13 protein-coding genes and 2 pseudogenes are annotated in these 14,093 nt (G+C 60.8%); 9 read left to right on the forward strand and 6 right to left on the reverse strand.

Translation table 11 applies throughout. From position 1 onward, the window contains the following. Positions 1 to 110 precede the first annotated feature (110 nt). The gene (locus QCE48_RS17390; protein ID WP_309784680.1) at positions 111 to 1,295 is read right to left on the reverse strand and encodes a porin; all 1,185 of its coding nucleotides are present in this window, start codon (positions 1,293 to 1,295) and stop codon (positions 111 to 113) included. A gap of 357 nt (positions 1,296 to 1,652) precedes the next feature. On the opposite strand from QCE48_RS17390, the gene QCE48_RS17395 reads away from it, so the two are divergent. The 3 genes and pseudogenes from QCE48_RS17395 to QCE48_RS17405 form a co-directional block, all read left to right on the forward strand. After that, complete coding sequence (locus QCE48_RS17395) at positions 1,653 to 2,003, forward strand: DUF4148 domain-containing protein (protein WP_309784682.1); 351 nt, start codon at positions 1,653 to 1,655, stop codon at positions 2,001 to 2,003. An 84-nt stretch (positions 2,004 to 2,087) separates the two neighbouring features. Further along, the gene (locus tag QCE48_RS17400; RefSeq protein ID WP_309784684.1) at positions 2,088 to 2,381 is read left to right on the forward strand and encodes a hypothetical protein; all 294 of its coding nucleotides are present in this window, start codon (positions 2,088 to 2,090) and stop codon (positions 2,379 to 2,381) included. An 89-nt stretch (positions 2,382 to 2,470) separates the two neighbouring features. Further along, positions 2,471 to 3,102: pseudogene (locus QCE48_RS17405) on the forward strand (tannase/feruloyl esterase family alpha/beta hydrolase); the annotation flags it as partial. 94 nt (positions 3,103 to 3,196) lie between these two features. On the opposite strand, the gene QCE48_RS17410 reads toward QCE48_RS17405, so the two are convergent. Both QCE48_RS17410 and QCE48_RS17415 read right to left on the reverse strand, forming a co-directional pair. Then, positions 3,197 to 3,328 (reverse strand): hypothetical protein, encoded by a 132-nt coding sequence (locus tag QCE48_RS17410; protein ID WP_309784685.1) that lies wholly within the window; start codon positions 3,326 to 3,328, stop codon positions 3,197 to 3,199. 86 nt (positions 3,329 to 3,414) lie between these two features. Further along, entirely contained in the window at positions 3,415 to 4,554 is a 1,140-nt protein-coding gene (locus tag QCE48_RS17415; protein ID WP_309784686.1) for a YihY/virulence factor BrkB family protein, read from the reverse strand. Positions 4,555 to 4,776: 222 nt separating this feature from the next. Between QCE48_RS17415 and QCE48_RS17420 the strand changes: the two genes are divergently transcribed. The 3 genes from QCE48_RS17420 (at position 4,777) to QCE48_RS17430 (ending at position 6,335) form a co-directional block, all read left to right on the forward strand. Continuing rightward, a complete protein-coding gene (locus QCE48_RS17420; RefSeq protein ID WP_309794249.1) occupies positions 4,777 to 5,151 on the forward strand; it encodes a phage holin family protein in 375 nt (124 codons plus the stop codon). After that, positions 5,148 to 5,441, forward strand: coding sequence for a hypothetical protein (locus QCE48_RS17425; protein WP_309784689.1), 294 nt, complete (start codon positions 5,148 to 5,150; stop codon positions 5,439 to 5,441). Before QCE48_RS17420 ends, QCE48_RS17425 begins: the two co-directional genes overlap by 4 nt. A 165-nt stretch (positions 5,442 to 5,606) precedes the next feature. Next, a complete protein-coding gene (locus QCE48_RS17430) occupies positions 5,607 to 6,335 on the forward strand; it encodes an SDR family oxidoreductase (RefSeq protein ID WP_309784690.1) in 729 nt (242 codons plus the stop codon). Positions 6,336 to 6,409: 74 nt separating this feature from the next. On the opposite strand, the gene QCE48_RS17435 is transcribed toward QCE48_RS17430, so the two are convergent. The 3 genes from QCE48_RS17435 to QCE48_RS17445 all read right to left on the reverse strand — a co-directional run bounded on the left by QCE48_RS17435 (position 6,410) and on the right by QCE48_RS17445 (position 8,806). Further along, positions 6,410 to 6,838, reverse strand: a complete 429-nt coding sequence (locus QCE48_RS17435; RefSeq protein WP_309784691.1) for a cupin domain-containing protein — start codon at positions 6,836 to 6,838, stop codon at positions 6,410 to 6,412. A 113-nt stretch (positions 6,839 to 6,951) separates the two neighbouring features. Continuing rightward, positions 6,952 to 7,803, reverse strand: coding sequence for an aldo/keto reductase (locus QCE48_RS17440; RefSeq protein WP_309784693.1), 852 nt, complete (start codon positions 7,801 to 7,803; stop codon positions 6,952 to 6,954). A gap of 19 nt (positions 7,804 to 7,822) precedes the next feature. Then, complete coding sequence (locus tag QCE48_RS17445; protein ID WP_309784694.1) at positions 7,823 to 8,806, reverse strand: aldo/keto reductase; 984 nt, start codon at positions 8,804 to 8,806, stop codon at positions 7,823 to 7,825. A gap of 175 nt (positions 8,807 to 8,981) precedes the next feature. Here QCE48_RS17445 and QCE48_RS31940 point away from each other — a divergent pair. The 3 genes and pseudogenes from QCE48_RS31940 (at position 8,982) to QCE48_RS17465 (ending at position 14,040) form a co-directional block, all read left to right on the forward strand. Further along, a pseudogene (locus QCE48_RS31940) lies at positions 8,982 to 10,952 on the forward strand (molybdopterin cofactor-binding domain-containing protein). Between the two features lie 110 nt (positions 10,953 to 11,062). After that, complete coding sequence (locus tag QCE48_RS17460; RefSeq protein ID WP_309784696.1) at positions 11,063 to 11,488, forward strand: cupin domain-containing protein; 426 nt, start codon at positions 11,063 to 11,065, stop codon at positions 11,486 to 11,488. 278 nt (positions 11,489 to 11,766) lie between these two features. After that, on the forward strand, positions 11,767 to 14,040 hold the full coding sequence (locus QCE48_RS17465; RefSeq protein WP_309794251.1) for a filamentous hemagglutinin N-terminal domain-containing protein: 2,274 nt from the start codon (positions 11,767 to 11,769) through the stop codon (positions 14,038 to 14,040). The last annotated feature ends 53 nt before the right edge of the window (positions 14,041 to 14,093 follow it).

Here is a 14,093-nt window from a genome sequence, read left to right on the forward strand (position 1 = left end):
AAAACACCTCAAAAAGACATCAGGAGCGTATGAGACGGCACGTTCGCGTTCGAGACGCTTCGCTTCAGACACCCTCCGAAGTCATCGTTACAGCCCGTTCAGGAAGGCGCTTAGAACCTCGTCGCCAAGCCCGCGATGACGCCGAACTGGCTCTTGCCATAGTTGGGATTGGTACTGGAGGGGCTTCCGTTCAGAGGGTCGTTGTTGACGTTCGCACCATACAGGCCGCTGTCGAGACCGACGTTAGACGTCGAACTGTTTCGAACATAGGCGAGTTCCGTGTACAGGAGCGTTCGCTTCGAGAGCGAGTAGTTCCCGCCGAGCGTGTACAAGGTTGCGTTCCCGTTTCCATTGTTCGCGTTCGCATGATAGACCGCTCCGGTAATCGCAAGAGCAGGCGTGGTCTGCCATATTGCGCCGATCCATTCGTGATTGACGGTGGTCGGCAGGCTCGTTCCGGATGGCAACGCCGACGGATTAGCCGTGCCAAAATATCCGGCATTCGACGCATCGGGCGCGCCAAGGTGTTGGTAGCCCAGATACGCGGTCACAGGTCCGAACGCATAGGTCAGGCCAGTGAGAATCGAACGGGATGTCAGATACACATTACTGAATTGACCGTTCGGGTCGCGAACCTCGTCGTATGTCGCTTGCCAAAATAGCCCTCGATTTGCATAGGACAGTTTGATGCCATCGGAACGACCCTGGGCGCTCCCTAGCCCGCTGGATGTGCCAAGTTGACCAGGCGCACTGCCGGGGTTGCCTGCGTTCCACGTGGATGAATTCGTCACGTCATACTGGCCTTGCAGCGTGAAGCCGGCAATCGTAGGGGACAGGTATTCCACGCCGTTCGCCGCCTGCGAGAAGATGCGGCCGCGGACCAGCGTTCCAATCGAATACTTCTTGGTTTGCTGCGGGTCGACGTCTCCCGAATACTGACTTATCTCGGCCGAGCCCATGTTTCCGAGTTTGATTTGGCCCCAGGTGTCGTTCTGCAGACCCACGGTAGCCTGCCCCTCGAAGAAACTTCCGTTCGCAAAGCTTCCGTTCATCGTGTTCAGTCGTGACTCGAGTTGAAAGATGGCATGAGTGCCACCGCCCAGGTCTTCCGCGCCTTTGAGGCCAAATCTCGACTGAGCCCACCCTCCGCTTTGCGCACCGAATACGTTCCCCTTCGGTTGATTCGTCTCGTACACAATACCGTTGTCCACGATCCCGTATAAGGTGACGCTGCTCTGAGCGGTAGCCGCCGTGGCTGCTGACAATGCAAAGGCACTGAACAGAAGTTTCTTCATTGCTATCTCCATTTATATAGTTGTACTAGTTACTTAGATATGACTTCCTGACTGAACGAACAACGCTCGTCCTCGAGGACTTAAAGACGCGTTCCTAGACTGCTCTTGTGTATTCCGGGCCGAGTGTAGGTTTCCCATTCGCTCGAACAAAGAGCAGGACAGGGAATCTCTTTCGCAGAATCAGGGAGAATGCGCGTCCAGCGAGCGCGCAAAGGCCTTTCAGCGTTATGCTGTCTAAGCTGCTCGCGGTTAACCCGTGTATCGCCGACGACGTCTCATCGATTACGGTTCGGACGTTCCGCCCGAAGAGACATGCTCTTCTCAGTAATCAATTTCAACGTCCGTGGACAGCCTCACGTGACCCAACGCATCGATACGGAGGTACTTATGATGGTCAGGAAGATGTCTGGCTTCGCTGTTTCGACAGGTGTGGCTCTGGTTCTCTTCGCAGTCTCGGCATTGCCCGTCAGTGCTGCCGGAACGGATACCGGCGCATCCGGTAGCACCATGACAAAGCAGGAACTGAAGGCGCAAAAAAAGGCCGACAGCCAGTCCCGCCGTGCGAAGAAAAATGCCGAGCTGAGTACGCTGGAAAAAAACGGCTATAACCCGGCGGGAAATCAAACGAACTATCCGCAAAATCTGCAGAACGCGCAGCAGAAGGCGGCTGGTCAGAAACCAACCAACGCCCCTGCGGTCGCGCCGTGAAGCGTCGCGTGGACTCAAGTTTCGTGGGCGCGATGAAATAGAAGCGCGAACCTACCCGCGCAGATTGCGAACGAACAGTTCGAGATGCGTCCGGGCCGTCGCCGCGTCAGCCGGGTCGATACCGGTCAGCGTTCGCTCCTCGATGACGCGCACGGCCTGCATGCATCGACGCAGCAGTTCGCGCCGTCGTCGGTGAGCATCAAGACGACGATGCGGCCGCGATTCGGATCGGGCTCGCGTGTGATCCAGTTTCGGGAAGCCATCACGATCATGCTTTCGTGGCCGTGGGGCGCGATGAACGATCGCTCGGCAAGTTCCGGCGAGCGCCTCGGTCATCTTGCGGCGCAGGATCCGGTCCCGAGGCTGCCGACCAGGTAAGTCAGGCTCGGCTGGGCTGCGGTGGCGCCGATCGTCTTCTTTGCGACGACCGGCATAACGATCCTCTGATGATCCTTGCTGTGACGCGCCTCGATCCCCAGTCGCAAATCGACTGCGGCTATAACGCGGTCACCACGCTGACTCCGATGGCAAAGCAGGTCATCAAGACCGCTTGCGGCGAGACGCCCGATTGCAGCGACTTCGACGGCTGGTGGAACGGCCGACGGCATGCCGAGGTGGCGGCTGCGCGCTCGTCAGCGGAACATGACGGCATCATCGCCGGCGATCCGGGCTATGACGCGGGCATCAATGACGCGGGCATCAACGGCGCCGACTGGTCACTGTGGAAGCAGCTAATTCCATCACGCTCGATCCGGCCACCGCCTTCACGTTCACGACGCCGCCGCAAAGCGCCTCGATGATTTCGCAGTTGTCTTCGTATGCGCTGAACTTCAGCATGGACAGCGACGCGCCGAAGATCTTGCCCACGAGCGACGTCTATAGCGAGTCAGTGGTGCTTCATGACGCCCCGCCCGACGATAACAATCTGCGCGCGTTGAAGGCGCGCGGTGCGAAGTTGATGGTCTAGCACGGCACGAGCGACCCGGTGTTTTCACCGAACGATACAACCGACTGGGATCAGCGTCTCATGACCGCGAATGGCGGCGATGCGAGCAACTTCGCGCGCTTCTACACGGTAGCGGACATGAACCACTGGTCGACGGAAGCGACGCTTTGAAATGCGTCGCGTTAGACACACTGAACTGTCGTACTACATCACGGGCGCTTCGGCCGCTTTTGCAAATGCCCGCTCGTCAGGATGCTTCCTTGTCGGCCTGCTCGTCTTGCGGCGGCGATTCCGGCGGGCTCGTCTGCTTCGAGCGCTCAACCGGCTTGTGGTCGGCTACATCGGTGCCGGGCTCGTTCTGCGGAATAGAGGTGGACATAATCAAATTCTCCTGGACATGAGTACACGTGCCTCAAAGCATTCCGCGGGCCTAACACCCCACGCACTCCACGATCTCTAGAACCATCAAGCCTTGCGCGAGCGGCTCCTTGCATCCGGGCGGCGCGATGTCTTCGTGAACAGGAAGAGACTCGCGCCTGCGGCGGCCATTGCCAATCGGCTCGGATGGGCCCTTACCGCGCTCACGATCTTGACGAAAGCGTCCGAGCGCGATTGCGTACTCGGAGCGCGCTGATTGAACGCAAGCGGCGGCCTTGTTACTGCGCTGCCAGTACTATTGGAAACCGCCGCAGGCGTTGGCGTTGACGACCGATCGGAACCTGCGTGCTCCTTCAACTGCGCATCGGCTCGGGACGCTGCGTCTCTTGAGGCCGCCGCTTCCGCACCCAGCAACAGCACGGCGGCAGCGAAATAAAGCCACATCAGCAAGACTGCAAGCGATCCGGCCGCGCCGAATGCGCTCGCCATACCCGCATGCGTCAAATAGATCGCGAAGAGCTTCTTGCCCACCGAGAAAAGGACCGCGGCAATGGCGCCGCCGATAAACGCTTCGCGCCAACTGACATCGCCATCGGGCAAATATTTCAACAGCGCGCCAAAAGCACCTGACAGGATCACAAAACCAAGCACGAATTGAACGACATCGCCGAGGATGACGAGCGGCGAATTACCGAAGACCCATTTGCCCGCTGCCTGCACCGCGGTATCGAGTACAAGGGATACGATCAGCAGGAAGGCCACGCCTAGAACCAGGCTAAAGGAAATCAGCCGCACCTTGACTAGCGTCGCGACGCTCGACTTGGCCTGCTTGGCGGGCCAGATGATGGACAGCGCGGTGTTCAACGACGAAAACGTGGCCGATGCACCGACCGCCAGCAACACGAACGAAACGATGGCCGCGATGCCGCCCTCGCCGCTCCGATGCGCATGTTCGACGATCGTCTGTACGCTCGCGGCGGCGTCCTTTCCCAGCATTCCGCTGATCTGATGAAAGAGCTGCCCACGGGCGGCCTCCGCACCGAAAACCAGCCCGGCGACGGCGATGACCATGACGAGCGTCGGCGCAAGCGAAAACGCCGAGTAGAAAGCGATGCTCGCCGCCAGCGGCGCGCAGCGGTCTTCACTGAAGCGCTTAAATGTGCGCACGGGCCACGCGAAGGCGCCGCCTGTGCCGCTGCTGACATCGTGCGCGGATGCGTTGTCCATGAGGGGCTCCTTTTACAGTGCTGACCGCTTCTAGCATTGGCGATGCCTGAGGCTAAATGAATCGAAGAATGAAGTTCAACTCATGCCGGTGCGGATCCTTGCTTCGTTTCTCGTTAGAAAAGATTCCGGGCATGAGTACTGCGTCCGACCCTGGTGCTGTTCCGAATCGACGCCAGGCAACCGAGGAATTTGCATGATCCAGCGAACCAGGGAGGTGGAGGCATGACGTTCCAGTCGAAGATTTCGCAGTGGCGCAATGTGGGCCGCTTCTGCGCACATCGCGTGGCTGACTACGGCGACCTTTTTCAGCTCGAGCTGGCGGAAACGAAAACGCGCGTGCTGCATGAATGCGTCGCACTCGTCGCGCTCGCAATCGGCGCGATGTTCTCACTGTCGTTCATATCGATCGCCGTCATCGTCACGTCCATTACTTCCCCATACTTCGTCGAAGTCGCGTGGGGTGTAGCGGGCGTATGGCTTCTCGTGACAATTGCCGCGTGGCTGGTCATGCGCTCAAGACGTCCTGCGGAGCCCTTCCAACTGTTACGCCGGGAACTCGAGCGCGACATGCAGGCCATCAAGGAGGCAAGTCAATGAAGCACGCTGAAGCACAATCACGCGTCCTTGCACGCATGGAGCAGACCCGCGAGGAGTTCGTCAGGGCGCGACCGCGCGATGTCTCTACGGTTAGAACCCGGGCATGGAGCGCAGCCGCGAACGTCGGGCCGTGGCTGTTACGTACGCCCAACGCGGCGCTGGTGTCGGCGCTGCTGATTGGCCTCGTCGTGCTGGGGCCGAGGCGAGCGCTGCAAACAGCGCTGCAAGCTGGCCTTAGCACCTGGACGACCAGAGCCGTCGGCACGCTTGCGAACTCGACGATGCGTTAAACGCGAATTAAAGCTAGCGCACGGTTAGTTTCACGACCGAGCTTGGATTGCGTCCTTTACGCATCGCGCAGGACACCGGGTTTTTCCTCCCGAAATTGCCTTGACAGGGTTGGCGTAAGCTTGCATATTTGCTCATCAGAAGAGCAATTGACCGTGAGGCACGAGATGCGAGGAAAATTGCAGGGCAAAGTCGCCGTGGTAACCGGCGCAGCCTCGGGCATCGGGCTGGCGAGTACCGAGGCCCTTCTTTCGGCCGGCGCCCGTGTGGTGCTGGTCGACCGGGACGAGGCTGCAGTGACGTCGATTTGCAAGCAATACGGCGAAGCGGCGACTCCGCTCGTTGTAGATTTACTCAATCCGACGGCTTGCTCGGCGCTAATACCGCGCGTGCTGGGAATCACAGGGCAAATCGATATCCTGCATGCCAATGCAGGCGCCTATGTCGGTGGAGAGTTAGTCGACGCGGATACGGCGGCGATCGACCGGATGCTGAATCTCAACGTCAATGTCGTGATGAAAAACATCCACGACGTTTTGCCTCACATGATTGCCCGACGCACCGGCGATATCATCGTGACCAGTTCGCTGGCTGCTCATTTTCCGACGCCGTGGGAGCCGGTCTATGCATCGTCCAAATGGGCGATCAACTGCTTTGTGCAGACCGTGCGGCGCCAGGTCTTCAAGCATGGAATTCGTGTCGGCTCGGTCTCGCCCGGCCCGGTCATTAGTGCGTTGCTCGCCGACTGGCCGGAGGAGAAACTGAAAGAAGCCAAAGCATCGGGCAGCCTGACCGAAGCGAGTGAGGTAGCTGACGTCATCATGTTCATGCTGACGCGACAACGCGGTCTGACCATCCGTGACGTAGTGCTGATGCCGACCAACTTCGATCTATAGCGCTCAATGTTCTTAAAGCGGCTAGCCTCGTTCCGAACTCGTGGCACGCAACTGCCGTCGATTTTTCCATCCAGTTAGTCAGTTATCAGCATTCCTGAATGATATTGCTCGTCGGTCACTGGCTCCATCCATTCGACGTTCTTGCCGTCGAGCAATTCGGTAATCGCGAGATGCGACATTGCCGTGGTCGCAGATGCTCCGTGCCAGTGTCGCTTGCCGCAAGAGCACGAGACGACGTCACCCGGGCGGATTTCCGTTCTCGGGCCGCCTTCGCATTGGGTCCAGCCGACGCCGCTAAGCACGACGAGCGTCTGCCCGAGCGGATGCGTATGCCAGTTGGTGCGCGCACCGGGTTCGAACGTCACGATTCCGCCGCCGAGGCGCGCCGGCTCCTCGGCCTGAAAGAGGCTGTCGATACGAACGGAGCCGGTGAACCAATTCTCGGGCCCCTTGATCGATGGCTTCGTGCCGTTGCGAATGATGGTCTGCGCTTCTTTGGTCATGGCTTTGATCTTTAAGTTAGGAAAGAGAGCATCGTCCAGGTTCCGAGCTATGCGTCAAAGCTTCTTCGCAAATGTTGGGCCGAGACGTCGAGTTTGCCTTCAACGATTGCCGGTCACAGGCCGAGCTTTCGTTCGCTCATCCACTTGACTATCTTCGGATCGCGATGCGAGAAAAAGCTGCTCGTGCCAGTCTCCAACGTTGCGACGGCCTGCATATCCGTGTCAGATAATTTGAAATCGAAGACGGCCAGGTCTTCCTGCATCCGCTCTTTACGGACGGACTTCGCAAGGGCGACGACGCCGCGCTGAACCAGCCATCGCAGCACGACTTGCCCGACGGTCTTGCCGTAGCGCTGCGCGATCGAGACCAGTTGTTCGTTCTCGAACAAGTTGTTGCGTCCTTCGGCGAAGGGCGCCCAAGCCTCCGGTTGCACGCCCAGCCCGCGCATGAAATCGATGCTTTCCGCTTGCTGATGAAACGGGTTGATTTCGATTTGGTTCACGGCCGGCGTTATGCCGTTGAACGCCGCGATGTCCATGAGACGATCCGGCTGAAAGTTGCTCAGACCGATCGCACGCAACTTTCCAGCGCGATGCGCCTCCTCCATCGCCCGCCATGCGCCGTGAACGTCCGAGAACGGTTGATGAATCAAGAAAAGGTCGAGGTAGTCCACGCCCAGACGCTTGAGCGACTTGTCAATGGCCGTCTGAGCGCGTTCATAGCCAGCATCCTCCACCCATAGCTTGCTGGTGACGAAAAGCTGATCGCGCGATACCCCGCAACGTTTGAGCCCGCGTCCGACAGCCTCTTCGTTCTCGTATGACGCGGCGGTGTCGATCAGACGGTAGCCTGCCTGCACCGCGTCCACGACGCAGCGTTCGCATTCCGCCTCGTCGGCGATCTGGAAGACGCCGTAGCCAAGGATCGGCATCTTCATTCCGTTATTCAATGTCACGTCGTGCATCGTTAGTCCTTTATGTTCTTCACCGGTCCACGCGCTTCTGGAGATGCGCCGGATAGCGATCCCCGACGACCTTGATTTCCTGCAACGCCGCTTCGATCGCGCCCAGCTCGTCAGTCGACAAAACCACGCCCGCCGCGCCTACGTTCTCTTCCAGCCGATGCAGCTTCGTCGTTCCCGGAATCGGCACGATCCACGGCTTGCGCGCGAGGAGCCACGCGAGCGCGATCTGTGCGCGCGTCGCGCCCTTTGCCTCGGCGATCTTGCCCAGCACCGCGACAAGTGCCGCATTGGCCTTGCGGTTTTCCTCGGAGAAACGCGGCACGACGTTGCGGAAGTCGGATGAGTCGAAGGTCGTGTTCGCGTCGATGGCGCCCGTCAGGAAACCCTTGCCGAGCGGACTGAATGGCACGAAACCGATGCCCAGTTCTTCGAGCGTCGGCAGCACCGTCTCTTCCGGCTCGCGCCACCACATCGAATATTCGCTTTGCAGCGCCGCGACCGGTTGCACCGCATGCGCCCGGCGGATCGACTGCGCGCCGGCCTCCGACAAGCCGAAATGCTTCACCTTCCCTTGCGCGATCAGATCCTTCACCGTGCCGGCCACGTCCTCAATCGGCACGTTTGGATCGACGCGATGCTGATAGAACAAGTCGATGCGATCCGTCTTCAGGCGCTTGAGCGACGCATCCGCCACCTCGCGGATGCGCTCAGGGCGGCTATCGAGCGGTTGCTTCGAGTCTCCGTCCTGGAAGCCGAACTTGGTAGCGATCACGATCTGATCGCGAAACGGCGCGACGGCTTCTCCGACCAGTTCCTCGTTGACGAACGGGCCGTAGCACTCGGCGGTATCGAAGAAGGTGACGCCGTGTTCGAACGCCGCGCGAATCACCTTGATGCCTTCGCTCTTTTCAGTAGCCGGGCCATAGCCGAAGCTCAGGCCCATACAGCCGAGTCCGATCGCCGACACTTCCAGCCCACCGCGTCCCAATTTGCGCTTTTCCACGTTGCTTCTCCTCGTCTTGCCGATGAACAAGGGACGAGCTTAGGCTTTTGTAACGTGATCAACAATAGGTCGGGAACTGCATGAGGTATTGAGGGAAATTCATGTATGCCACGCACGAGCCTGTCCAAGCAGAATGTTTTGGCTGAATGTAGATTGTTGAAGGCGCGCGCCCGGCGTGATCGCCATCGTCACCGCCGACACCGTCGGCGAGCTCGGCAAAGGCAAGTGGAACAACGCGCGCCTGCTCGGCGGCCCGGAAATCCAGGATCATCACCAGACGGTCGCGCTTGTCGTTGCCCAGACGTTCGAGCAGGCACGCGCCGCCGCGCAACTCGTGCTCGTGCGCTACGTCCAAGAAAAGGGCGCGTTCGATCTCGCGAACGCTAGTGACTCGGCAACCAAGCCGAAAACGGGCACGCCCGAATCATCGGTCGGCGATTTCGCGGGCGCGTTCGCGACGGCGCCCGTACAACTCGACGCGATGTACACCACGCCCGATCAGGCGCACGCGATGATGGAGCCGCATGCGTCGATGGCGGTCTGGAATGGCGATCAGCTCTCGCTCTGGACGTCGAACCAGATGATCGACTGGAGCCGCGCCGACATCGCGACGACACTCGGTATTCCCAAGGAGAACGTGCGGCTCATCTCGCCGTATATCGGCGGCGGCTTCGGCGGAAAGCTGTTCGTGCGCGCCGATGCGCTGCTCGCCGCGCTCGGTGCGCGCGCGGCGCGACGGCCGGTCAAAGTGGCGCTGACGCGGCCGATGATGTTCAACAACACGACGCACCGGCCCGCCACGATCCAGCGCATCCGCATCGGCGCGACGCGTGACGGCAAGATCACGGCAATGGCCATGAAAGCTGGTCGGGCGACATCGAAGGCGGCAAGCCGGAGAACGCCGTCCAGCAGACACGCCTGCTCTACGCCGGCGCAAACCGCATGACGGCGTTGCGGCTCGCCGCGCTCGACCTGCCCCGAGGGCAACGCGATGCGTGCGCCCGGCGAAGCGCCGGGACTGATGGCGCTCGAAATCGCGATGGACGAGATGGCGGAGAAGCTCGGCCTCGATCCCGTCGAACTCCGCATCATCAACGACACGCAGGTCGATCCCGAGAAACCGCGGCGGCCGTTCTCCGAGCGGCGGCTCGTCGAATGCCTGCGGACCGGCGCGGAACGCTTCGGCTGGACGTCGCGCGGCAAACAGCCGGGCGCCGTGCGCGATGGACAGTGGGTCGTCGGCATGGGCGTCGCTGCCGCCTTCCGGAACAATCAGGTGACGAAGTCGGGCGCGCGGGTACGCGTGGATGGCGCGGGCATCGTCACGGTCGAAACCGACATGACCGACATCGGCACCGGCAGCTATACGATCATCGCGCAGACGGCGGCCGAGATGATGGGCGTGCCGATCGAACGCGTTATTGTGCGGCTGGGCGATTCGAATTTTCCGGTGTCGTCGGAATCGGGCGGCCAGTGGGGTGCCAATAGTTCAACCGCGGGCGTGTATGCCGCGTGCGTCAGCCTGCGCGAGGCGATCGCGCTGAAAGCGGGCTTCGATTCCGGCGTCGCGCGGTTCGAGAACGGATCGGTCCACGCCAACGACCGCAGCATGCCGATCGGCGCGATGGCGGGCGCGAACGGCATCGTTGCGGAGGACTTCATCGAGTTCGGCGAACTCGCCAAGAAATATCAGCAATCGACGTTCGGTGCGCACTTCGTCGAAGTCGGCGTCGATGCCGCGACTTGCGAGATCCGCGTGCGACGCATGCTCGCGGTGTGCGCGGCCAGCCGCATCCTCAATCCGAAGTCCGCGCGCAGTCAGGTTATCGGCGCGATGACGATGGGCGTCGGTGCGGCGTTGATGGACGAACTCGCAGTCGACCGGCGCGCGGGCTTCTTCGTGAATCACGATCTGGCCGGCTACGAAGTGCCGGTTCACGCCGATATCGCCGGTCAGGAAGTGATCTTCCTCGACGAAACCGATCCGCTTTCGTCGCCGATGAAAGCGAAGGGTGTCGGCGAACTCGGGCTCTGCGGCGTGGGCGCGGCGATTGCCAATGCTGTCTATAACGCAACGGGCGTGCCGGTACGTGACTATCCGGTGACCCTCGACAAGCTCCTCGCAAAGATGCCGCTGTCGACTTGATTGCAGGGGCGCGACACCGGTTGCAATGCTAAGCAAACCCGAAGCGGAAGCGGCCGCAATCGCTGAGAACACGTGTATCTTCAACCCATCGACCTTTAACGGAGAGCACGATGTCCCAGCACTCGACCCACACTGCCGCGCCGGCTGAACGCGGCCAATCCCAGACCATCGACCTCGCCGGCAAGTTCGCCCTGATCGACGGTTACTGGCAGCCGCGCGTCGTCGCTGAAATGAACGACTATCAGTTCAAGGTCGTCAAGGTCGAAGGCGAGTTCCAGTGGCACCGGCATGCCGATACCGACGAAACGTTCATCGTGCTCGAAGGCGAGTTGCGTATCGACTTTCGGACGGGGCCTTCGGGCGTCAGTTCGATCGTGCTGCGTCCCGGTCAAATGGCTGTGATGCCGAAGGGCGTCGAGCACAGGCCTTGTGCGAACGCGGAAGTAAAGCTGCTGCTGATCGAGCCGCGAGGCGTGGTGAACACAGGTGACGGCGCAAAGGGAGAGCGCACGGTCGAAAACGACCAGTGGATCTAAGGCGACTGTTCTGGCCCCGAATCGCAAAGCCGTCCGAAACGGGTGGTCAAAATAGCCGATAACAATGTCCGATTTAGCTGGGGTCGCCAAGCCGTGCGGACTACAACCGTCTGCTATAACTATTAGGGACTTAAGGCCGAATGTAAGAACAAGAAAATTTGGAGTGGAACATGCCGCACGCCAGAATCGCACTGATCCTCGAAACTTCAGTGTGTGACGCGTTTAAGCCAAGGCATCGACGACTCGTGGCAAGGCATCCCCTTCGCGCGATCGCTTCGATGTTGTTCACGATGCAGCTCGCCCATGCAGGTCCACTGCCCGAGGCCGGCAACTTCGTTGCCGGCGCAGGCGCGATTCGCGCAAATGGCAGCGCCCTCGACATCACACAGACGACGACGCGCGGCGTCATCGACTGGCGCAGCTTTTCGATTGGCAACGGCAACAGGGTCAACGTCGACAATGGATCGGGCGCAACGCTTAGCCGAGTGACAGGCATCGACCGGTCGATCATCGACGGCAAGCTGAACGCGACAGGCAGCTTCTACCTCATCAATCCACATGGCGTGCTGGTTGGGACGAGCGGCATCGTCACGACAGGCGGACGCTTCGTTGCATCCACGCTCGACATGACCAACGACGCCTTCATGAAAGGCGGCCCGCTCACGCTCACCGGCGATAGCTGCGGCGTCGTCGTGAACCTCGGCAAAATCGGTTCGAGCCAGGGCGATGTATTCCTGATCTCGCACGCGAGCGTCGTGAACGAGGGCACGGTAGAGGCACCGCGCGGAACCGTCGAACTCGCCGCGGGCAGTCAGGTGTTGCTCAAGGATTCGACGAGCGGTCCGCAGGTGTTCGTGCAAGCGGGCAGCCAGGGCAACGTGATCAATGAGGGTGCAATCCGCGCAGCGCAGATCAATCTGCAAGCCGCCGATGGCAACATCTTCGCGCTCGCGGGCAAGAACAGCGGGTTGCGCGCGGCCGGCACCGCGACGCGCGACGGCCACGTGTGGCTCGTCGCCGATAGCGGCACCGTGCAGAGCCACGGGTATATAGGGGCATCGAATGCGAACGGCAGCGGTGGCACGGTGGATACCACCGCGCGAACATTCGATCTCGACTACGTCGTGGTGGATGCCGCGCAATGGAACGTGAGCGCGCCCGCCTACGTGGCGGGCCCGCGATCCGCTGCAACGTTAGGCAGGAACCTGTCGCGCGGCACGTCGATCACCGTGAACGCGACGGGCACGCAAGGGGCGAGCGGCGACATCGACGTGCAGTCGGCGTTGCGGTGGAGCGGCGACGCATCGCTCACATTGAACGCGCAGCACTCGGTGAATGTCAGCCCGCTTGCGACAGTCGGGAATACGGGCGCGGGCAATCTGACCTTGCGCGCGGACGCTGGCGGCATCGACAACGCAGGCAGCGTAACCAATGGCGGCACGATCGACTGGTCGCAAAGCACGGGAACCGTCGCAGCGCTCTATGACATGAACGGGACCTACACCGCAGGCGCGATACGCGGCAATCCCGCATGGAGCGCAGCGGACTACAGCGGGCTCAAGACGCAAGTGACCGCTTATAAACTCGTCAACACGATCGACGATCTCGCTCGCATTTCGAGCGATCTCGCGGGGACCTATGCGCTCGGCAAGGACATCGACGCAAGCACGTCGACCACCAACTTCACGTCGCTCGGCAGCCGCACGAACACGGCGTTCAACGGCCAGTTCGATGGCATGGACCATGTCATCAAGGGCATCAAGATAACGGGCTATAACGAAACCGATCCTTCGTACCTCGCCTACGTCGGCCTCTTTTCCACGATCGGCAGTGCAGGCGTGGTTCGTAATGTCGGGATCGTCGATTCGTCCGCGAGCTCGTTCGTCGCGGCGGTCGGCCTGCTTGCGGGGACGAACAACGGTCTCATCACGAATGCGTATACATCGGGTGACGTGTCACCGTTCAATGCCTTTTCCGGCGCGGGTGCGGGCGGCCTCGTGGGCATCAACAACGGCGTCATCGAACGCTCGGGCAGCAGCGCAACGGTCACGGGTTCGGGAGAACTGGGCGGCCTCGTCGCGACAAACAACGGCCTGATCAGTCAGTCCTACGCGAGCGGCTCGGTTAGCGGCACCGCGCTGACCGGAGCAGGCGGTCTCGTCGGCGTGAACGAAGGTACGATCCGGCAATCGTATGCGTCGGGCTCGGCGGGCGCGCTCGACACCGGCGGTCTCGTCGACTTCAACACAGGGACGATCACCGAATCGTTCGCGGCGACCTCGATACCGTCGGGCGTGCCGCCTTCGGCCGGCGGCATCGTGCGCAACAACACCGGCACGATCGGAGGCGACGTGTACTGGAACACGCAAACGACAGGCCGCACCAACGGTGTCTTCGAAGGCACGGCGGTTCCTTCAGCGAACGGTTTCACGACCGCGCAAATGAGCCTCGTATCGAGCTTCGGCCCGACCTGGAATTTCGGGCAGAACGGCGTCTGGGTGATGCCGGCTGGCGCGACTCATCCGGTTCTGAGGTGGCAGATCGAACATTGATAAAAAAATGGCGCCGCAGGCATGCAGCCTGCGGCGCCATGTGATGCCGCTGC

This window comes from Caballeronia sp. LZ024, assembly GCF_031451455.1.
Taxonomy (GTDB): Bacteria; Pseudomonadota; Gammaproteobacteria; order Burkholderiales; family Burkholderiaceae; genus Caballeronia; species Caballeronia telluris.

What these genes read in the sequence shown, in the direction of transcription:
- QCE48_RS17415 (WP_309784686.1), bottom strand. Translation starts at nt 4,554, where the DNA reads ATGGACAACGCATCCGCGCACGATGTCAGCAGCGGCACAGGCGGCGCC.
- QCE48_RS17435 (WP_309784691.1), bottom strand. Translation starts at nt 6,838, where the DNA reads ATGACCAAAGAAGCGCAGACCATCATTCGCAACGGCACGAAGCCATCG.
- QCE48_RS17420 (WP_309794249.1), top strand. Translation starts at nt 4,777, where the DNA reads ATGACGTTCCAGTCGAAGATTTCGCAGTGGCGCAATGTGGGCCGCTTC.
- QCE48_RS17390 (WP_309784680.1), bottom strand. Translation starts at nt 1,295, where the DNA reads ATGAAGAAACTTCTGTTCAGTGCCTTTGCATTGTCAGCAGCCACGGCG.
- QCE48_RS17400 (WP_309784684.1), top strand. Translation starts at nt 2,088, where the DNA reads ATGCGTCCGGGCCGTCGCCGCGTCAGCCGGGTCGATACCGGTCAGCGT.
- QCE48_RS17440 (WP_309784693.1), bottom strand. Translation starts at nt 7,803, where the DNA reads ATGCACGACGTGACATTGAATAACGGAATGAAGATGCCGATCCTTGGC.
- QCE48_RS17430 (WP_309784690.1), top strand. Translation starts at nt 5,607, where the DNA reads ATGCGAGGAAAATTGCAGGGCAAAGTCGCCGTGGTAACCGGCGCAGCC.
- QCE48_RS17460 (WP_309784696.1), top strand. Translation starts at nt 11,063, where the DNA reads ATGTCCCAGCACTCGACCCACACTGCCGCGCCGGCTGAACGCGGCCAA.
- QCE48_RS17465 (WP_309794251.1), top strand. Translation starts at nt 11,767, where the DNA reads ATGTTGTTCACGATGCAGCTCGCCCATGCAGGTCCACTGCCCGAGGCC.
- QCE48_RS17425 (WP_309784689.1), top strand. Translation starts at nt 5,148, where the DNA reads ATGAAGCACGCTGAAGCACAATCACGCGTCCTTGCACGCATGGAGCAG.
- QCE48_RS17410 (WP_309784685.1), bottom strand. Translation starts at nt 3,328, where the DNA reads ATGTCCACCTCTATTCCGCAGAACGAGCCCGGCACCGATGTAGCCGAC.